16 protein-coding genes and 1 pseudogene are annotated in these 18,225 nt (G+C 68.4%); 15 read left to right on the top strand and 2 right to left on the bottom strand.

Annotated elements, in window-relative coordinates; all coding sequences use genetic code 11:
• Positions 1-273 precede the first annotated feature (273 nt).
• The 8 genes and pseudogenes from tig to KPL78_RS06215 all read left to right on the top strand — a co-directional run.
• Positions 274-1,092 (top strand): annotated as a pseudogene (gene tig / locus KPL78_RS06180) (trigger factor); the annotation flags it as partial.
• 356 nt (positions 1,093-1,448) lie between these two features.
• Complete coding sequence (locus tag KPL78_RS06185; RefSeq protein WP_369412647.1) at positions 1,449-2,219, top strand: ABC transporter ATP-binding protein; 771 nt, start codon at positions 1,449-1,451, stop codon at positions 2,217-2,219.
• On the top strand, positions 2,212-2,958 hold the full coding sequence (locus KPL78_RS06190) for an ABC transporter ATP-binding protein (RefSeq protein ID WP_219762046.1): 747 nt from the start codon (positions 2,212-2,214) through the stop codon (positions 2,956-2,958). The genes KPL78_RS06185 and KPL78_RS06190 overlap by 8 nt, the downstream gene beginning before the upstream one ends.
• 74 nt (positions 2,959-3,032) lie before the next feature.
• The gene (locus KPL78_RS06195; RefSeq protein WP_219762047.1) at positions 3,033-4,265 is read left to right on the top strand and encodes an ABC transporter substrate-binding protein; all 1,233 of its coding nucleotides are present in this window, start codon (positions 3,033-3,035) and stop codon (positions 4,263-4,265) included.
• A gap of 88 nt (positions 4,266-4,353) precedes the next feature.
• A complete protein-coding gene (locus KPL78_RS06200) occupies positions 4,354-5,580 on the top strand; it encodes an ABC transporter substrate-binding protein (RefSeq protein ID WP_219762048.1) in 1,227 nt (408 codons plus the stop codon).
• A 62-nt stretch (positions 5,581-5,642) separates the two neighbouring features.
• Positions 5,643-6,869, top strand: coding sequence for an ABC transporter substrate-binding protein (locus KPL78_RS06205; protein WP_219762049.1), 1,227 nt, complete (start codon positions 5,643-5,645; stop codon positions 6,867-6,869).
• An 18-nt stretch (positions 6,870-6,887) separates the two neighbouring features.
• Entirely contained in the window at positions 6,888-7,772 is an 885-nt protein-coding gene (locus KPL78_RS06210) for a branched-chain amino acid ABC transporter permease (protein WP_219762050.1), read from the top strand.
• A gap of 3 nt (positions 7,773-7,775) precedes the next feature.
• Positions 7,776-8,765, top strand: coding sequence for a branched-chain amino acid ABC transporter permease (locus tag KPL78_RS06215; protein WP_219762051.1), 990 nt, complete (start codon positions 7,776-7,778; stop codon positions 8,763-8,765).
• A 325-nt stretch (positions 8,766-9,090) separates the two neighbouring features.
• Here the strand turns inward: KPL78_RS06215 and KPL78_RS06220 are convergent, their stop codons facing one another.
• The gene (locus KPL78_RS06220; RefSeq protein ID WP_219762052.1) at positions 9,091-9,423 is read right to left on the bottom strand and encodes a hypothetical protein; all 333 of its coding nucleotides are present in this window, start codon (positions 9,421-9,423) and stop codon (positions 9,091-9,093) included.
• A 206-nt stretch (positions 9,424-9,629) separates the two neighbouring features.
• Between KPL78_RS06220 and KPL78_RS06225 the strand changes: the two genes are divergently transcribed.
• A complete protein-coding gene (locus tag KPL78_RS06225) occupies positions 9,630-10,937 on the top strand; it encodes an NtaA/DmoA family FMN-dependent monooxygenase (RefSeq protein ID WP_255568673.1) in 1,308 nt (435 codons plus the stop codon).
• 17 nt (positions 10,938-10,954) lie between these two features.
• Here KPL78_RS06225 and KPL78_RS06230 read toward each other — a convergent pair whose 3' ends face one another.
• Complete coding sequence (locus tag KPL78_RS06230) at positions 10,955-11,314, bottom strand: hypothetical protein (RefSeq protein ID WP_219762053.1); 360 nt, start codon at positions 11,312-11,314, stop codon at positions 10,955-10,957.
• A gap of 263 nt (positions 11,315-11,577) precedes the next feature.
• On the opposite strand from KPL78_RS06230, the gene KPL78_RS06235 reads away from it, so the two are divergent.
• The 6 genes from KPL78_RS06235 to KPL78_RS06260 all read left to right on the top strand — a co-directional run bounded on the left by KPL78_RS06235 (position 11,578) and on the right by KPL78_RS06260 (position 18,117).
• The gene (locus KPL78_RS06235) at positions 11,578-12,708 is read left to right on the top strand and encodes an ABC transporter ATP-binding protein (RefSeq protein WP_219762054.1); all 1,131 of its coding nucleotides are present in this window, start codon (positions 11,578-11,580) and stop codon (positions 12,706-12,708) included.
• Positions 12,705-13,760 carry an ABC transporter ATP-binding protein gene (locus KPL78_RS06240; RefSeq protein ID WP_219762055.1) on the top strand — a complete coding sequence of 352 codons (1,056 nt, stop codon included), beginning with the start codon at positions 12,705-12,707 and terminating at the stop codon, positions 13,758-13,760. Before KPL78_RS06235 ends, KPL78_RS06240 begins: the two co-directional genes overlap by 4 nt.
• On the top strand, positions 13,757-15,265 hold the full coding sequence (locus tag KPL78_RS06245) for an ABC transporter substrate-binding protein (protein ID WP_219762056.1): 1,509 nt from the start codon (positions 13,757-13,759) through the stop codon (positions 15,263-15,265). Before KPL78_RS06240 ends, KPL78_RS06245 begins: the two co-directional genes overlap by 4 nt.
• Before the next feature lie 6 nt (positions 15,266-15,271).
• On the top strand, positions 15,272-16,219 hold the full coding sequence (locus KPL78_RS06250; RefSeq protein WP_219762057.1) for an ABC transporter permease: 948 nt from the start codon (positions 15,272-15,274) through the stop codon (positions 16,217-16,219).
• A 310-nt stretch (positions 16,220-16,529) separates the two neighbouring features.
• A complete protein-coding gene (locus KPL78_RS06255; RefSeq protein WP_219762058.1) occupies positions 16,530-17,393 on the top strand; it encodes an ABC transporter permease in 864 nt (287 codons plus the stop codon).
• A gap of 10 nt (positions 17,394-17,403) precedes the next feature.
• Positions 17,404-18,117 carry a metallophosphoesterase gene (locus KPL78_RS06260; RefSeq protein ID WP_219762059.1) on the top strand — a complete coding sequence of 238 codons (714 nt, stop codon included), beginning with the start codon at positions 17,404-17,406 and terminating at the stop codon, positions 18,115-18,117.
• Positions 18,118-18,225: the final 108 nt, after the last annotated feature.

Below are 18,225 nucleotides of genomic sequence, written 5' to 3' on the forward strand. Positions count from 1 at the left end.
AAGCCCGGCGCGACGCTGACGGTCGAGATGTCCGTGCGCGCCGAAGGCAGCCGTCCGGCCGGCATGAATGTCGGCATCGGCTTCAACGAGACGTCCGACAACGAGGAAGCGCGCTTCCCGCGCGGCCCGGCCAACCTCGACGGCACGCCTTGCCGGCTGACGACGACCTTCTCGGAAACCGCCAGCGGGCTGCATGCGAAGCCGGTCTTTGCCATCGGCCTTGCCGAGGGCGAGGCGGTCGCCATGACCCTGCGCGTCGGGCCCGCCCGCGTCTTCGCCGGCGCCGTGGAGCCCGAGGCGCCTGCCTTCGCCGGCGGTGCCGCGACCGACATGCCGATCGAGGTCGGCGGCGGCGGCTTCATCCCCGGCTTCACCGAGCAGATGGACGGACTCGCCCCGGGCGAATCCCGCGACATCGACGTGGTCTTCCCGGCCGACTACGGCTCGGCCGAGCTCGCCGGCAAGCGCGCCCGCTTCACCATCACGGCCAAGGCGCTCAAGACCCGCACGCCGCGCGCCCTGGACGACGAGCTGGCCAAGGCCGTCGGCATGGAGACCCTGGACGCGCTGAAGCAGGCGATCCGCGAATCCATGCAGCGCGAATACGATGCGCTGTCGCGGCTGAAGCTGAAGCGCGCTCTGCTCGACAGCCTCGCGGACGGGGCGTCCTTCGCGGTGCCGGAAGGCATGGTCGAGGCCGAGTTCACCCAAATCTGGCAGCGCGTCGAAGCTGACCTCAAGGCCGGGCGCCTCGACGACGAGGACAAGGGCAAGGACGAGGAGACGCTGAAGACCGAGTATCGCGGCATCGCCGAGCGGCGTATCCGCCTCGGCCTGATGCTGTCGGAGATCGGCCGCGCCAACAACGTCCAGGTCGGCCAGGAGGAGATGGCCCGCGCCGTCCGCCAGGAAGCCATGCGCTATCCGGGGCAGGAGCAGCAGGTCCTCGAGTTCTTCCGCAAGAACCCGCAGGCCGCGGAGAACCTCCGTGCCCCGCTGTTCGAGGAGAAGGTGGTCGACTTCGTCCTCGAACTTGCCAAGGTCAGCGAGCGTTCGGTGGCCCCCGAGGAACTGACGGCCTCGGCCGCCTGATCACGCCGCCACGACTGAGAGACCGTTTGGACATGCGCCGGTTCGGCGCGTGTCCTGGCCCGCTCCCCACCCGGCCGCCCAACGACAGGATGCTGAATTGGGTGGACGGCTGGGGCTGCGGGCCGGTGCCCGACTTTTCAAGCAGTCTCTGATTCGCGCAGGGGCAGTCGGCATCGGCTGCCCCTTTTTCATGCAAAGACGCCGTGCCGACCCCCCTGAGCACGGTGTAACGTAGTAAAAACATGCCGTTGCGTGGGTGCCGCCTTGCGCCGTGCACCACGCCTCGCCTACATCGCTTAAGGGAAAATGCACGAGCGGCCGGAAGTGCTGCCGTCAGGGAAGGGAGAGCTCCAAGGGTGACTGATGCCATCCTGGAAACGAAGGGTCTGACGAAGGAGTTCCGCGGTTTCGTCGCCGTGAACGGCGTCGACCTGTCGGTGCGCCGTGGCACCATCCACGGGCTGATCGGTCCGAACGGTGCCGGCAAGACCACCTGTTTCAACCTGCTGACCAAGTTCCTGCAGCCGACGCGCGGGACCATCCGCTACGACGGGCGCGACATCACCGGCATGAAGCCGGCCGAGGTGGCGCGGCTCGGCCTGGTGCGGTCCTTCCAGATCTCCGCCGTCTTCCCGCATCTGTCGGTGCTGGAGAATGTCCGTCTGGCGCTCCAGCGCCAGCGCGGCGGGTCCTTCGATTTCTGGCGCTCGGAGACGCTGCTGCGGCAATATGACGGGCGCGCGCGCGAACTGCTGGAGGATGTCGGCCTGTCCTCCTACGCGCACCTCACCGCCGGCGAGCTGCCCTATGGCCGCAAGCGGGCGCTGGAAATCGCGACGACCCTCGCGCTCGAACCCACGATGATGCTGCTCGACGAACCGACGGCGGGCATGACGCATGACGATGTGGGCCGTATCGTGCAGCTTATCCGCCGCGTCTCGGCGGGCCGCACGGTACTGCTGGTGGAGCACAACCTCACCGTCGTCTCCGGCCTGTGCGACGCGATCACCGTGCTGGCGCGCGGCCGCGTGCTGGCGGAAGGCGACTACGCCGCCGTCGCCCGCAACCCCGAAGTCATCGCCGCCTATCTCGGCACCGAAGCGCCCACGGAGGCCGCCCATGGCTGACGCCCTCGCGGAACTCCCCTACGCTACGCAGGACGGCGGCTCGCCGCTGCTCGCCGTGCGCGGGCTCGAGGCCTGGTACGGCGAGAGCCACATCCTCCATGGCGTGAACATCGACATCCATGAAGGCGAGGTGGTCACGCTGCTCGGCCGCAACGGCGCGGGCAAGACGACGACGCTGCGCTCCATCATGGGCGTGGTGCCGAAGCGGTCGGGGTCCGTGCATTATGCGGGGCGCGAACTGATCGGCGCGCGATCCGACATCATCGCCCGCGCCGGCATCGCCTGGTGTCCGGAGGAGCGTGGCATCTTCGCCTCGCTCGACGTCACCGAGAACCTGATGCTGCCCCCGGTCGTGCGCCCCGGCGGCCTGCCGGTCGACGAGATCTACGAGCTCTTCCCCAACCTCAAGGAACGCGCGAGCAGCCAGGGCACCAAGCTGTCGGGCGGCGAGCAGCAGATGCTCGCCATCGCGCGCATCCTGCGCACCGGGGCGAAGCTGCTGCTGCTGGACGAGCCTTCGGAGGGCCTCGCCCCCGTCATCGTGCAGCAGATCGGGCACACCATCCGCGCGCTGAAGCAGCGCGGCTTTACCGTGCTGCTGGTGGAGCAGAATTTCCGCTTCGCCCAGACGGTCGCCGACCGCCATTACGTGATGGAACACGGCAAGGTGGTGGACATGGTGCGCAACGACGAGCTCGCCACCTCGATGGACCGTCTGCACGAATATCTCGGAGTCTGAAGAGGCGCTGAAGCGCCCGCAGGACGGGCCGGCGAACGCGCCGGCCAGAGGAACCGTTGAAGGGAGATCAGTTTATGGGCGAAGTTTCTCGCCGTTCAGTCGTCGCCGGCGCCGCCGGCATCGCGGCCCTGCCCCTGGCGCGTGCGCGCGCCCAGGGTCAGTCCACCATCAAGATCGGCGTGCTCGGCGACCAGTCCGGCACCTATCGTGACCTCGGCGGCCCCGGATCGGTGGTCTGCGTGAAGCAGGCGATCGAGGAATTCGGCGCGCAGGGATTCGCGGTCGAGGTGCTCGACGCCGACCACCAGAACAAGCCGGACGTCGCCGTGACGATCGCGCGCCAGTGGTTCGACCGCGACGGCGTGGACATGATCACGGACGGCACCACCTCCTCCGTCGCGCTGGCGTTGAACCAGCTCGTGAAGGAGAAGAACAAGGTCATGCTGAATTCGGGGGCCGCGACCTCCGACCTGACCGGCGCGCAATGCACCGCCAACACCATCCACTGGACCTATGACACCTGGATGCTCGCGCATTCCACGGGTGCGGCGATGGTGAGGGCGGGCGGCGATTCCTGGTTCTTCATCACCGCGGACTACGCCTTCGGCCATGCGTTGGAACGCGACACCTCGGAATTCGTGAAGCAGGCGGGCGGGCGCGTGCTCGGCCAGGTGCGCACGCCCTTTCCCGGCACGACGGATTTCTCCTCCTTCCTGCTCCAGGCGCAATCCTCGCGCGCCAAGGTGATCGGCCTCGCCAATGCGGGCGCGGACACCACCAACTGCATCAAGCAGGCGGCCGAGTTCGGGCTGACGCGCCGCGGTGTGAAGCTCGCCGGCCTGCTGGTCTTCATCACCGACGTCCACGCGCTCGGCTTGCAGACCGCGCAGGGGCTGGTGCTGACCGAGACCTTCTACTGGGACCTCAACGACCGCACCCGCGCCTTCACCAGCCGCGTGCGTTCCAAGATGCCGAACCAGTCGCCGCCCAGCATGGTGCAGGCCGGCGTCTATTCCGCAACGCTGCACTACCTGAAGGCGGTCAAGGAGATGGGCGCCGCCGCGGCCAAGGCGAGCGGCGCCGAGGCCGTCGCGCGCATGAAGGCGATGCCGACGGATGACGACGCTTTCGGCCCCGGCTCGATCCGCGCCGACGGGCGCTGCCTGCACCCGGCCTATCTGTTTGAGGTGAAGGCCCCGAACGAAAGCCGCGGCGCCTACGACTACTACAAGCTGCTGCAGACCACGCCGGCCGATGAGGCCTTCCGTCCCATGAACCAGGGTGGCTGCCCGCTGGTACGGAGCTGAGAGCATTACCCCGGGCAGTGCAACGACATCGCCCGGCACTGACTAAGGAACCAACGACAAGAAAACCGATAACAAGGAGGAGTCATTCATGGTCCCAACCCGACGCCAGTTGCTCGCCTCCGGTGCGGCCGCTGCCACCATCGCGCCACTGTCGCGCGCGCGTGCCCAGGCGAATACGGTGAAGATCGGCGTGCTCACCGACATGTCCGGCACCTATCGCGACAATACCGGCCCGACCTCGGTGGCCTGCACGAAGGAAGCCGTCGTCGAATTCGGCGCGAGCCACGGCTTTGCGGTCGAGGTGCTCGACGCCGACCACCAGAACAAGCCAGACGTCGGGGCCAATATCGCCCGGCAATGGTACGACCAGGGCGTGGATCTGATCCTGGACGTGCCGACCTCCTCCGTCGGCCTCGCGGTCAACCAGATCGCGAAGGAGAAGAACAAGGCCTACATCAATTCGGGTTCGGCCACGGCGGATCTCACCGGCCCGCAATGCGGCCCGACCACGATCCACTGGACCTACGACACCTACATGCTGGCGAAATCCACTGGCGGGGCGATGGTGCGCGCGGGCGGGGACACCTGGTACTTCATCACGGCGGACTACGCCTTCGGCCATGCGCTGGAACGCGACACCGCCGCCTTCGTGCGTGCCGCCGGCGGGCGCATCCTGGGCGGCGTCCGCACGCCTTTCCCCGGCACGTCGGATTTCTCCTCCTTCCTCCTGCAGGCGCAGGCGGCACGGCCCAAGGTGATCGGCCTCGCCAATGCCGGCGGCGACACCGCCAATTGCGTGAAGCAGGCTGCCGAGTTCGGCACCACCCGCGGCGGCATCAAGCTCGCCGCGCTGCTGCTCTTCCTCAACGACATCCACGGCATCGGCCTGCAGACGGCCAAGGGCCTGATTTGCACCGAGACCTTCTACTGGACGCGCGACGACAAGACCCGGGCCTGGACCCAGCGCATCGCCGCGCGCACGCCGAACAACTATCCGAACATGATCCATGCCGGCTGTTATTCGGCGACGCTGCATTTCCTCAAGACCGTCGCCGACATGGGCGTGGCCGCGGCCAAGGCGTCGGGCGTCGACCTGGTGAACCGCATGAAGGCGCGCCCGTCGGAGGATGACCTGTTCGGTCGCTGCGATATCCGTGCCGATGGGCGCCGGCTGATGCCCTCCTACCTGCTCGAAGTGAAGTCCCCGCAGGAGAGCACCGGCCCCTGGGACTACTACAAGCTTCTCCAGACCACCCCCGCGAATGAGGCCTTCCGCCCGCTTTCCGAGGGTGGCTGCCCGCTCGTGCGGGGCTGAGAAACGACACCGGGCGGGGCAGGGGCCTCGCCCGGAAGCATAAGAGGACAGAGGACGTCTCGATGAACTTGAACCGCCGTTCGCTCTTCGCCGCCGGCACCGCCGCCGCCGCGATCGCCCCGCTTTCGCGCGCCCGCGCGCAGGCCAACACCATCCGCATCGGCGTGATGAACGACCAATCGGGGCCCTACCGCGACATCGGCGGGCCGAACGGCGTCACCATGGCGCAGATCGCGGCGCAGGAATTCGGCAATCGCGGCTTCACTGTCGAGGTGATCGGCGCCGACCACCAGAACAAGCCCGATGTGGGGGCGAACCTGGCGCGGCAGTGGTTTGACCAGGGCGTGGACATGGTGCTCGACGTGCCGACCTCCTCGGTCGGGCTCGCGGTCAACCAGGTCGCGCGCGAGAAGAACAAGGTCTACATCAATGTCGGCGCGGCGACGGCGGATCTCACCGGCCCGCAATGCTCGCCGGTGACGGCGCACTGGGTCTATGACACCTACATGCTGGCGAAGTCGACCGGCGGTGCCATGGTGCGCGCGGGCGGCAAGAAGTGGTTCTTCATCACCGCCGACTATGCCTTCGGCCATGCGCTGGAACGCGACACCAGCAATTTCGTCCGCGCTGCGGGCGGCACGGTGGCGGGTGCGGTGCGCTATCCCTTCCCGGCGACCACCGACTTCTCCTCCTTCCTGCTCCAGGCCCAGGCCTCCCGCGCCGAGGTGATCGGCCTGTGCAATGCGGGGCAGGACACCATCAATTCCATCAAGCAGGCGGCCGAATTCGGGCTGACGCGGCGCGGGGTGAAGATCGCCGCGCTTCTGATGTTCATCGCGGACGTCCATGCCCTCGGCCTTGAACAGGGGCAGGGGCTGGTGATGACGGAATCCTTCTACTGGGATCTCAACGACCGCACCCGCGCCTTTTCGCGCCGCGTGCAGCCGCGACTCAACAACCGCCAGATGCCGAACATGGTCACGGCGGGCAACTACTCGGCCACGCTGCACTTCCTGAAGGCGGTGGCCGACATGGGCGTGCCGGCCGCCAAGGCCTCCGGCGTCGAGATCATGAACCGCATGAAGGCCATGCCGGTCGAGGATGAGGCCTTCGGCCAGGGCACGCTGCGCCAGGACGGGCGGATGATGATCCCCTCCTATCTGTGGGAGGTGAAGAAGCCCTCGGAATCCACCGGTCCCTGGGATTACCTGAAGCTGCTGCAGACCACCCCGGCGGACGAGGCCTGGCGCCCGCTCTCCGAGGGCGGCTGCCCGCTCGTGCGTTCCTGACGGGAGCCTGACCACCGCATGGACGAGATCTTCGGCATTCCGGCGCCGCTGCTCTTCGGGCAGTTGCTGCTCGGTCTCATCAACGGCGCCTTCTACGCGATGCTGTCACTCGGCCTCGCGGTGATCTTCGGGCTGCTCAACATCATCAACTTCACCCATGGCGCGCAGTTCATGATGGGCGCCTTCGTCGCCTGGATGCTGCTGGCCTGGGCAGGTGTCGGCTATTGGGGGGCGCTGATCCTCGCGCCCCTCATCGTCGGCGCGACCGGCGTGGTCATCGAGCGATTGATGATCAGCCGATTGTACAAGCTCGACCATCTCTACGGCCTGCTACTGACCTTCGGCATCGGGCTGATCGTCGAAGGTGTGTTCCGCAACTACTTCGGCTCCTCGGGCCTGCCCTACCGCATCCCCGATGCGTTGCAGGGGGCCTGGGATCTCGGCTTTATGTTCCTGCCCATCTATCGCGGCTGGGTGGTGGTGTTCTCGCTCGTCATCTGCCTCGCGACCTGGCTGGTGATCGAGAAGACGCGGCTTGGCGCCTATCTCCGTGCCGCCACCGAGAACGCACCGCTGGTCCAGGCCTTCGGCGTGAACGTGCCGCGCATGATCACGCTGACCTACGGCGCGGGCGTGGCACTCGCGGCACTCGCCGGCGTCCTTGCGGCGCCGATCTACTCGGTGAACCCGCAGATGGGCACCAACCTCATCATCATCGTCTTCGCTGTGGTAGTGATCGGCGGCATGGGATCGATCCTCGGTTCCGTGCTGACCGGCTTCGGCCTCGGCGTGGTCGAGGGCATGACCAAGGTCTTCTGGCCGGAAGCCTCCTCGACCGTCATCTTCGTCATCATGGCGATCGTGTTGCTCACGCGACCCGCTGGCCTCTTCGGGAGGGCCTGATCCATGGCATCCGAAACCACCGCCGGGGCCATTCCGACCTCGGCCGGGGAAGAGCAGGGCATCTGGGGCTACAGCCGGGCGCAGTTCGTCGCGCTGATCGTCCTGGCCGGCATCCTCGTGGTCGGGCCCTACTTCCTCTACCCCGTCTTCCTGATGAAGCTGCTCTGCTTCGCGCTCTTCGCCTGCGCCTTCAACCTGCTGATCGGCTATGTCGGGCTGCTCAGCTTCGGCCATGCCGCCTATTTCGGCATGGGCGGCTACATCGCCGGCTACACCGCCAAGGCCTGGGGCTTCACGCCGGAAGTGGCGATCCTGGCCGGTGCCGCCATCGCCGCTGCGCAGGGCGCGGTCTTCGGCTGGATCGCGATCCGCCGGCAGGGCATCTACTTCGCCATGATCACCCTCGCCATGGCGCAGATGGTCTATTTCTTCTGCGTCCAGGCACCCTTCACGGGCGGCGAGGACGGCATCCAGGCGATCCCGCGCGGCCATCTGTTCGGCCTGATCGACCTGCATGACGACATGGCGATGTACTGGTTCGTCGCCGCGGTCTTCCTGATCGGCTTCCTGCTGGTCCACCGCATCATCCACTCGCCCTACGGCCAGGTGCTGAAGGCGATCCGCGAGAACGAACCGCGCGCGACCTCCCTCGGCTACCGCACCGACGACTACAAGCTGGTGGCCTTCATCCTCTCGGCGATGTTGGCCGGTGTCGCGGGCGGGGTGAAGTCTCTGGTCTTCGGCATCGCGACCCTGACCGACGTGCACTGGTCCATGTCCGGGGAAGTGGTGCTGATGACCCTGGTCGGCGGCCTCGGCACGGTGTTCGGGCCGGTGATCGGTGCCGCGGTCATCGTCGCCATGCAGAACTACCTGGCCGAGATGGGCGCCTGGGTCACGGTGATCCAGGGCGGCATCTTCGTCATCTGCGTGCTCGCCTTCCGCCGCGGCATCATCGGCGAGATCGCGAACCTGCTGCGGGTGAAGCTGTAGGGGCCTTTTCCTGAACTGTGGAACCGAGAGGGGCTTTGCCCCTCTCGGGCTCTCCCCACCAAAGGCCCGAGGCCTTTGGAAACCGATACCTGGCGCCGGGCAGGGCAGGACGTTCCATGACCCATGCGCGCGCCATGCCCGGTGACGGGCTTCCTCCAGGCGCTGTGCCGTTGCGCCTCCTGCGATGTCAGACGGCCCGGCTTGCCCGGCACCAACTCAAGGTGTCCAGAGGCCTTTCGGCCTCTGGCGGGGTGGGTCCGGGAGGGGCAGGGCCCCTCCCGGTTCGGCAGTGCCGTATCCTCGCGCGTCTGGGTCAGCTTCGGCATCACCGCCGTCGCGCCAGCAGTGCCCAGGCGATCAGGTGATACAGGATCGCGGGCCACAGCAGCGGCCCGCTGATCGGTGTGAATATCGCGACCGCCGCGAGCGGCAGCGCGACCAGCAACTGGAACAGCAGCAGTGCCGGCCGCCCGAGTTCCGGCCATCGCCAACAGGCCAGCGCCAGGAGGGTCAGCCCGATGCCCAGGATGCGCCCTGCGAGCGCAGCCTCGGCCGAGAGTCGCTGCCCAAGGATCAGCCAGGCGACGAGGCCCGGCCCTGCCGCCAGGGCCAGCCCTGTCGCCACTTCGACGGCCGCGGCGATCGCGTGGATCCGCATCTGCCTCTCCTCCCGTCGCGCTCTGCCCTTCGGCACGGGGGACGGTGCTTCGGGCCCGGCATCCTGCTCTGACGGATCGGCGGGCAGGCACTGGCTGCGCGGCGGGCAATCGGCGCCTCGCGGGCGCACAATCCGTTTTCGCCTCGCCTTGTCCTCGGCGTCTGCGCGCGCGACTTTGCCGCCCACTATTGCGGGTAGGAGTGATCATGGCACGCAAATTCCATCTCGGCTGGTTTCTTCAGGGCTCCTCGGCCCAGGCCTGGGGCGAACCCTGGACGGGCAATATCGGCACGGAGTGGATGGTGCCGGACTTCTTCGTCGAGATGACCCGCAACCTCGAACGCGCCTGCTTCGACTACGTGCTGCTCGAGGATTCCTCCTACATTGGTGAATCCTACGGCGGCTCGCGGGAGATCTACCTGCATCACGGCCTGTCCGTGCCGCGCCAGGACCCGTCCATCGTCGCCGCCATCCTGGCGCGCGAGACGAAGTCCATCGGCATCGTCACGACGCTCGGCACCTTCGCCTATCCGCCTTATCTGCTGGCTCGGCAGATCGCCTCGCTCGACCAGGTCTCCTCGGGCCGCATCGGCTGGAATGCGGTCACCGGCTCGTCCGATTTCGCCGCGCGCAATTTCGGCCTGGACGGCATGCCGCCGCACGATCTGCGCTACGACATCGCCGACGAATACATGGAGGTGGTGCACGCCCTATGGGGATCGTGGGAGCCCGGCGCGATCGTCGCCAACCGCGACACGGGCGTGCTGGTCGACCACACCAAGGTCCACGCCATCAACCATGAGGGCAAGTACTTCAAGGTCCGCGGCCCGCTGAACTCAGGCCCCTGCGTGCAGGGCAAGCCGGTCATCGCCCAGGCGGGCGGGTCGCCGCGCGGGCGCGAATTCGCCTCCCGCTACGCCGACACCATCGTCGCCATGGTGAAGGGCACCGAGGGCATGAAGGCCTATCGTGACGACGTCCGCGCGCGGATGGCAGCGAATGGCCGCAATCCCGACGACTGCAAGGTGCTCTTCCTCGTCTCCCCCGTCCTCGGCGACACCGAGGAGGAAGCGCGCGCGAAGCACAAGCGCCGCCTCGCGACCAATGAGGACGCGATCGCGAAGCGCCTCGCGCATCTGTCGAAGATCACCAATCTCGATTTCGGCGCCCTGCCGCTCGACCAGCCGCTCGGCAAGCTGACCACCAACGGCCACCAGCAGTCGCTCGACGAGTTCCTCAAGAAGGCCGGCAACAGGACGCTGCGGGAAGCCGCCGAGGTCTATTCCGACCACGGCTCCATCCAGCTCATCGGCACGCCGGCCCAGGTCGCGGAACAGATGGGCGCGGCGATGGAGGAGATCGGCGGCGACGGCTTCCTCATCACCGCCAACGACACCTCGCGCCGCGTCATCGCCGAGATCGCCGACGGCCTCATCCCCGAACTCCAGCGCCGCGGCCTGACCCGCAGCAGCTACGAGCACGCGATGTTCCGCGACAACCTCCGCGCCTTCTGAACCGGGTCGCGTCGGCCCTACCGCGGGGGCGCCGCGTTCGGGTTCTGCCCGGTCAGCTCGCGATAGAGCTGATTCTCCTCCCGCGCATCCTGCGCCGGGCTCTGCATCGGGCCCGGCGGCGGCATATCGGGTGTCGCATTCGGGTTCTGGCCGGTCAGCTCGCGGTAGAGCTGATCCGTGACCCGCGCATCACGGCGCGCTTCGGCCGCGCTCGGCGCGTCGCCATCGGCCCGTTCGGCAGCGCCGACCGCGGCCGGGTTGGGCTCGCGTTCGTCCGCCGGTATGCCCTGGGCCGCAACGGCGCCGCTGAGCGCCAGGGCGGCGAGGCCTGCCATCCAGGCAGGACGACGCAGGCTAAAGGTCTGACAGGTCGCCATGGCGGCCCTCCGATGATCGGCGCGATCATAACCCAGTCGCGGCGCGCGCCCTATGGCCCCCAGAACGTCGCGACGCACGCGATCGCCACGCCAGCTGCCGCCTTGTTGCGCATCCCGGGCGATGAGCACCGCAGCGGCGGGGCCGGACCGCCCACCTCTTGGGCGGCGCCTGTCCGCGCCTTGGGCAAATTGCCCCTCCGCGCCGCCTTCCGGGCGCCCGACGGGGCTTGCCTTCGCGCAGTCTGACGGGCTTGCTCCATCCCATGGCCAGCCCGTCGCCAGCGCCCGGTCCCGCCCCGACCCTCGAGGTCGCCGGCCTGACCCTCGACTTTCGCCAGGACGGGCGCGCCCTGCGCGTGCTCGATGGCCTGTCCTTTCGCGTGGATGCCGGCCGTACCCTCGCCATCGTCGGCGAATCCGGCTGCGGCAAGTCGGTTACCTCCCTCGCCATCATGGGGTTGCTGCCCCCCAACGCGACTGTCGGCGGCGCCATCCGCCTCTCAGGCCGAGAGCTCGACGCCCTCTCGCCCGACGAACGCCGCCTGCTGCGCGGCGGCGAGATGGCGATGATCTTCCAGGAGCCGATGACCAGCCTGAACCCGGCCTTCACCGCCGGCGAACAGGTCGCCGAGGCGCTCCGTCTCCATCAGCGCCTCGACCACGCCGCGGCCTTTGCGGAGGCCATCCGCATGCTCGACCGCGTGCGCATCCCCGACGCCGCCCGCCGCGCCCGCCAATACCCGCACCAGCTTTCCGGCGGCATGCGCCAGCGCGTCATGATCGCCATGGCGCTCGCCTGCAAACCCCGCCTGCTGATCGCCGACGAACCCACCACGGCGCTGGACGTCACCGTCCAGGCGCAGATCCTTGCATTGCTCGACGAGCTCAAGCGCGAGACCGGCACCGCCGTCATCCTCGTCACCCACGACCTCGGCGTCGTCGCCGACCATGCCGATGAGGTCGCGGTCATGTATGCCGGTCGCATCGCCGAACAGGCCCCCGCCGCGACCCTCTTCGCCAATCCCGAGCACCCCTACACCGCTGGCCTGCTCGGCGCGGCACCGGGGGAGGGCACCCCGGGCGAACGCCTCGCCAGCATCGAAGGCACCGTGCCCGACCTGCGCAACCCGCCGCCGGGCTGCCGCTTCGCGCCGCGCTGCCCCTTCCGCATCGAACGCTGCGCCGAAACCCCGCCGCTTGCCGAGGTCGCGCCAGGGCATCGCTCGGCCTGCTGGCGTGCGCCGCTCGATGGGATGTTCGCGGGGGAGGGACCTCTCCCGCCCCGGGACCCCATGAACGGTGCCGGGCAAGGCCCTCAAGGGTCCCAGGCCTTCCTCTCCATGTCTGCCGCCTATGCGCACCTGGCGCAGCAGCGGGGCTCTTCCAGGTCATGACGGTGCCGCTGCTCCAGCTCGACGGCCTCGCCAAGAAGTTCCCGGTTCGGGATGCGCTTGGGCGCAGCAAGGGCGCGGTGCATGCGGTCGACGGTGTCTCGCTGGCTGTCGGGCAGGGCGAAGTCCTCGCCATCGTCGGCGAATCCGGCTGCGGCAAATCCACCCTCGGGCGGCTGATGCTCAACCTCATCACGCCCGACAGCGGCACCGTCCGCTTCGCCGGCGATGACCTCGCCACGCTCTCGCCAAAGGCGCTGCGCGCGAAACGCCGCGACATGCAGCTCATCTTCCAGGACCCCTTCGCGAGCCTCGACCCGCGCATGACGGTCGAACAGGCCGTCGCGGAGCCCCTGCGCCTCCACCGCATCGTCCCGCGCAGCCAGGAACGCGCCCGCGTCGCCGAGCTCCTCGCCCGCGTCGGCCTGCGCCCCGAACTCGCCCGCCGCTGGCCGCACGAATTCTCCGGCGGCCAGCGCCAGCGCGTCGCCATCGCCCGGGCGCTAGCCTCCGAGCCGAAGCTCATCATCGGTGACGAACCCGTCAGCGCCCTCGATGTCAGCGTCCAGGCGCAGGTGGTGAACCTGCTGTCGGACCTGATCCGCGACCTCGGCCTGACCTTCGTGCTCATCAGCCACGACCTCGGCGTCGTCCGCCACATCGCCGACCGCGTTGCGGTGATGTATCTCGGCCGCATCGTCGAACAGGGCCCGGCCGAGGACGTCCTCACCGCTCCCAAGCACCCCTATACCCGCGCCCTGCTCGCCGCCGTGCCCGGCCATGGCGCCAAGGCCCCGCCCATCGAGGGCGACGTCCCATCCCCCATCGCGCCTCCGCCCGGCTGCCGCTTCCACACCCGCTGCCCCTTCGCCGAGGACATCTGCCGGACCACCGTGCCGGAGCTGACCGCGAGGCCGCACGCCGTCGCCTGCCACCTAGACGGCCGCCTGCCGCCCACCGCACCGGGCCCCGACCGCCTGGCCGGCGGCGAGCGCCTGCGCCGCCTGCAATCCTTCTTCCGGGGCTCCGCCCCGCAACCGGGAGTGCCGCAATGAAAAAATCCATCCGCGCCGCGCTGGCCGCTGCCGCGTTGCTGCTTCCTGCCATCGCCCAGGCGCAGAACCTGCGCATCGGCCTGCGCGAGGACCCCGACATCCTCGACCCCTCGCTGTCGCGCACCTATGTCGGCCGCATCGTCTACATGGCGCTGTGCGACAAGCTGTTCGACATCAACGAACGTCTCGAACCAGTCCCCCAACTCGCCACCGGCTACCGATGGGAAACGCCGACGCAGCTTCTCATCACCCTGCGCGAGGGCGTCCGCTTCCACGATGGCGAGGTGATGGACGCCGAAGCCGTCCGCTACTCGCTCAACCGCCACCTCACCATGCAGGGCAGCTACCGCCGCGCCGAGATCAACACTCTCGACCGCATCGAGGTCGTCGATCCCCACACCGTCCGCCTGGTGCTGAAGACGCCCTCCGCCTCCTTCCTGTCCATGCTGACCGACCGCGCCGGCATGATCGTCAGCCCCAAGGCGGCGGAGGCCCTCGGCCGCAATTTCGGCACCCGCCCGGTCTGCGCCGGCCCCTTCCGCTTCGTCGAGCGCGTCGCCCAGGAACGCATCGTCGTCGAGCGTTTCCCGGAATACTGGGACGCCGCCAACATCCACTTCGACCGCGTCACCTACCTGCCCATCCCGGACAACACGGTGCGCCTGGCCAACCTGCAATCCGGCGCGGTGGAATTCGTCGAGCGCATGGAGCCCGACGACATGGCGACCATCGGCCGCGCGCGGAACCTGCGTGCCGTGGCGGTCGAGGAACTCGGCTACCAGAACCTCATCTTCAACCTGAACAACGGCCCGCGCTCGAACACCCCGCTCGGCCGCGATGCCCGCGTGCGCCATGCCTTCGAGCTCGCCCTCGATCGCGCCGCCATCAATCAGGTGGTCTATGAGGGGATGTACACGCCGACGCGCCAGCCTTTCCCGCCTGCCAACCCCTTCCATGTTGCATCCTTCGCGCCGCCCGCCCGCGACGTGGCGCGCGCCCGCGCCCTGCTGCGCGAAGCCGGCGTGACCACGCCCTACCAGGTCGAGATGATCGTCCCCAACAACCCCGACCTGCGCCAGGCCGCCGAGGTCATGCAGTCCATGCTCTCCGAGGTCGGCTTCGACCTGCGCATCCGGGCGATGGAATTTGCCTCCTCGCTGCAGGCCTCGACCAGCGGCGATTTCGACATCTACTTCAACGGCTGGTCGGGCCGCACCGATCCGGATGGCAACATCTACTCCTTCATTCATACCGGCATGGCGTCGAATGACAGCCGCTACTCCAACCCCGAGGTCGACCGCCTGCTCGACGCGGCGCGGACCGAACTCGATGTCGAGAAGCGGCGCGACCTCTATGCCCGCGTCCTGGAGGTCGGCATCGCCGGCGATGCCCCGCGCGTCTATCTCTGGCATCGCAAGAACATCATGGCGCATGCCGCGCGGCTGGCCGGCTACCGGCCGATCGCGGACGGCATGATCCGCCTCCAGGGCATGCGGCTGCAGTAACGCATCATGGGCATCTGGCTGCTGCGCCGGGTGGGGCAGGTCATCCCCACCCTCATCATCCTCTCCATCCTGATCTTCGGGTTGCAGCAGCTCATGCCTGGCGACCCGGCCGTGATCCTGGCGGGGGAGGAGCGCGGCGACGAACAGGTGCTCGCGCAGATCCGCGCCGAGCTCGGCCTCGACAAGCCGATCTGGCAGCAATACCTGCTGTGGATCGGCCGCGTCGTGACCGGCGATTTCGGTTTCTCCTGGCGCATCCGCGTGCCGGTGTCGGAACTCATCCTCACCAAGCTCCCGGTCACCTTCCAACTCGCCACTATGGCCTTCCTCATCGCCATCCTGATCGGCGTGCCGCTTGGCATCGTCTCCGCGATGAAGAAGGACACGCCCGCCGACTGGGCGGCGAACGGCGCTGCGCTGCTCGGCATCTCCACGCCGAATTTCTGGCTCGGCATCATGATGATCCTGCTGTTCAGCGTGGAACTCGGCTGGCTGCCGCCCTCGGGCTACGTCCCGCTCTTCGAGGATCCGGTCCAGTCCCTCTCCACCACCATCATGCCGGCCTTCGTGCTCGGCACCGGCATCGCCGGCGTGCTCATGCGCCACACCCGCGCGGCGATGCTGACGGCCATGTCGCAGGACTACGTCCGCACCGCCCGCGCGAAGGGGCTGCGGGAACGCGTCGTGGTCTGGAAGCACGCGCTGCGCAACGCGCTGATCCCGGTGGTCACGCTCGGCGCGATCGAGTTCGGCCGCCTGCTCGCCGGGGCCGTGCTGACCGAGCAGATCTTCACCATCCCTGGCTTCGGCAAGCTGATCGTCGATGCGGTGTTCAACCGCGATTACCCGGTGGTGCAGGGGGTGGTGCTGGCGACGGCGCTGATCTTCGTTCTGCTCTCCTTGCTGACGGACCTCCTCTACATGGCCATCAACCCGAGGCTCCGGCAGGCATGACCTGGTTGGCTCGGAACCGGAGAGGGGCTCTGCCCCTCACCGGACCTCACCCCGCCAAAGGCCACAGGGCCTTTGGAAACCGATACCTGGTGTTGGGCACGCAGCGCATGTTCAACCCTGCGCTGTCGCGTCTCGCCCGGTGCCTTGAGGACCCCGCGGCATCGCACGGGCCCCCAATCAGGGCGGAATCAGGGTTTCCAAAGGCCCAGTGGCCTATGCGGGCTCCCAATGGCGTTGCGTTGCAACACCATTCGATACCCGTGGTGGGAGAGGTTCGGAGGGGGCAAGGCCCCATCCGAGGAACCGCCCCATGAGCGCCGCCGTCCTCGGCGAAAGCCCCACCCGCCGCGCCGTCAAGCGCTTCCTCCGTCACCGCCTCGCCGTCTTCGGCCTGGTCGTCGTGGTGTTGTTCATCCTCGTCGCGATCTTCGCCCCGCTGATCGCGCCCTATGACCCGTTGCAGACTTCCTGGACGCGCATCCGCAAGCCGCCCTCGCTCGATTTCTGGTTCGGCACGGATGAGAATGGGCGCGACGTCTTCTCCCGTGTCGTCTGGGGCGCGCGCGCCTCGATGATGGCGGGCGTCGTCTCGGTGATGGGGGCGATGATCATCGGCGTGCCGCTCGGGCTGGTGGCGGGGCTCGCCGGCGGATGGACGGATGCGATCATCTCGCGCATCGCCGATGCCATGTTGTCGGTGCCCTTCCTGATCCTGGCCATCGCGCTCGCGGCCTTCCTGGGGCCGGCGCTGGAAAACGCCATGCTCGCCATCGCCATCACCGCGAGCCCGGTCTTCGTGCGCCTGTCCCGCGGCATGGCGCTGGACGCGAAATCCACGGATTGGATCGAGGCCGCGCGTGCACTCGGCAATCCCGCCTGGCGCACCGCCTTCGTCCATGTGCTGCCGAACATCATCCCGCCGCTGCTGGTGCAGGCGACGCTCGCCATCGCGGAAGCCATCATCGCCGAGGCCGCGCTGTCCTTCCTCGGCCTCGGTCAGCAGCCGCCGAACCCGTCCTGGGGGTCGATGCTCAACGCCTCCCAGCGCTTCCTGACCCAGGCGCCCTGGCTGTCGATCTTCCCCGGTCTGACCATCATGGTGGTCGTGCTGGCCTTCAACCTGATGGGCGACGGGCTGCGGGACGCCTTGGACCCGCGCGCCGACAGGACGTAAACCTGACGGCATGATCGAGTTCCGCCTTGCCCCGGCCGCCCTGCCGCGCGGCCGCCGCCTCTATGTCATCGGCGACATCCACGGCACCTATGCCCGGCTGCGCGACCTGCATGGCCGCATCGCGGCGGACATGAAGGCACGGCCGGTCGCCTCGGCGCTGCTGCTGCATCTCGGCGACTATGTGGACAAAGGCGACCAGTCCCGCGCGGTGGTGGACTACCTGATCGGGGAGGACCCGGTCCCCGGCCTCGATATGCTGAACCTCACCGGCAATCACGAGGAGACCATGCTGGCCGCCCTCGACGGCGACGGCGCCGCGGCGGCCGACTGGCTCTGGGGCGGGGGCAGGGCGACGCTCGATTCCTGGGGTGTCGCCGCCGATGCGCCGAAGGAAGCCTGGCCCGAGCACTTCACCGCCGCACAGATGCGCTTCCTCCGCCGGCTGCATCTGCATCACCAGGAAGGCGGCTACCTCTTCGTCCACGCCGGCATCCGCCCGGGCATCGCGCTGGAAGATCAGTCACGCGAGGACCTTCTGCGTATCCGCCATGACTTCCTGGGCTCCGAGCGCGACCACGGCATGGTCGTCGTCCATGGGCACACGGCGGGCTTCCAGCCGGTGATGCGGGACAACCGCATCTGCCTCGACACCGCCGCCTGGTCTGGCGGTCCGCTCACCTGCGGCGTGTTCGAGGATGACCGCGTCGGCTTCCTCCAGGCCTGATCGCCCCCGCCGCAGCGGCCGCGCCGGCGCCGGCCCTCCTCAGGCCGCCCGCCTGACCCGCAGGAAGACCAGCCGGGAGCCCACCGGGCATCGACGCCCATGCCCCTC

It is taken from the genome of Roseomonas alba, from assembly GCF_019430885.1.
Taxonomy (GTDB): Bacteria; Pseudomonadota; Alphaproteobacteria; order Acetobacterales; family Acetobacteraceae; genus Neoroseomonas; species Neoroseomonas alba.

What these genes read in the sequence shown, in the direction of transcription:
- KPL78_RS06230 (WP_219762053.1), bottom strand. Translation starts at nt 11,314, where the DNA reads ATGGCGACCTGTCAGACCTTTAGCCTGCGTCGTCCTGCCTGGATGGCA.
- KPL78_RS06250 (WP_219762057.1), top strand. Translation starts at nt 15,272, where the DNA reads ATGGGCATCTGGCTGCTGCGCCGGGTGGGGCAGGTCATCCCCACCCTC.
- KPL78_RS06200 (WP_219762048.1), top strand. Translation starts at nt 4,354, where the DNA reads ATGGTCCCAACCCGACGCCAGTTGCTCGCCTCCGGTGCGGCCGCTGCC.
- KPL78_RS06260 (WP_219762059.1), top strand. Translation starts at nt 17,404, where the DNA reads ATGATCGAGTTCCGCCTTGCCCCGGCCGCCCTGCCGCGCGGCCGCCGC.
- KPL78_RS06220 (WP_219762052.1), bottom strand. Translation starts at nt 9,423, where the DNA reads ATGCGGATCCACGCGATCGCCGCGGCCGTCGAAGTGGCGACAGGGCTG.
- KPL78_RS06240 (WP_219762055.1), top strand. Translation starts at nt 12,705, where the DNA reads ATGACGGTGCCGCTGCTCCAGCTCGACGGCCTCGCCAAGAAGTTCCCG.
- KPL78_RS06195 (WP_219762047.1), top strand. Translation starts at nt 3,033, where the DNA reads ATGGGCGAAGTTTCTCGCCGTTCAGTCGTCGCCGGCGCCGCCGGCATC.
- KPL78_RS06190 (WP_219762046.1), top strand. Translation starts at nt 2,212, where the DNA reads ATGGCTGACGCCCTCGCGGAACTCCCCTACGCTACGCAGGACGGCGGC.
- KPL78_RS06225 (WP_255568673.1), top strand. Translation starts at nt 9,630, where the DNA reads ATGGCACGCAAATTCCATCTCGGCTGGTTTCTTCAGGGCTCCTCGGCC.
- KPL78_RS06210 (WP_219762050.1), top strand. Translation starts at nt 6,888, where the DNA reads ATGGACGAGATCTTCGGCATTCCGGCGCCGCTGCTCTTCGGGCAGTTG.
- KPL78_RS06205 (WP_219762049.1), top strand. Translation starts at nt 5,643, where the DNA reads ATGAACTTGAACCGCCGTTCGCTCTTCGCCGCCGGCACCGCCGCCGCC.
- KPL78_RS06245 (WP_219762056.1), top strand. Translation starts at nt 13,757, where the DNA reads ATGAAAAAATCCATCCGCGCCGCGCTGGCCGCTGCCGCGTTGCTGCTT.
- KPL78_RS06255 (WP_219762058.1), top strand. Translation starts at nt 16,530, where the DNA reads ATGAGCGCCGCCGTCCTCGGCGAAAGCCCCACCCGCCGCGCCGTCAAG.
- KPL78_RS06215 (WP_219762051.1), top strand. Translation starts at nt 7,776, where the DNA reads ATGGCATCCGAAACCACCGCCGGGGCCATTCCGACCTCGGCCGGGGAA.
- KPL78_RS06235 (WP_219762054.1), top strand. Translation starts at nt 11,578, where the DNA reads ATGGCCAGCCCGTCGCCAGCGCCCGGTCCCGCCCCGACCCTCGAGGTC.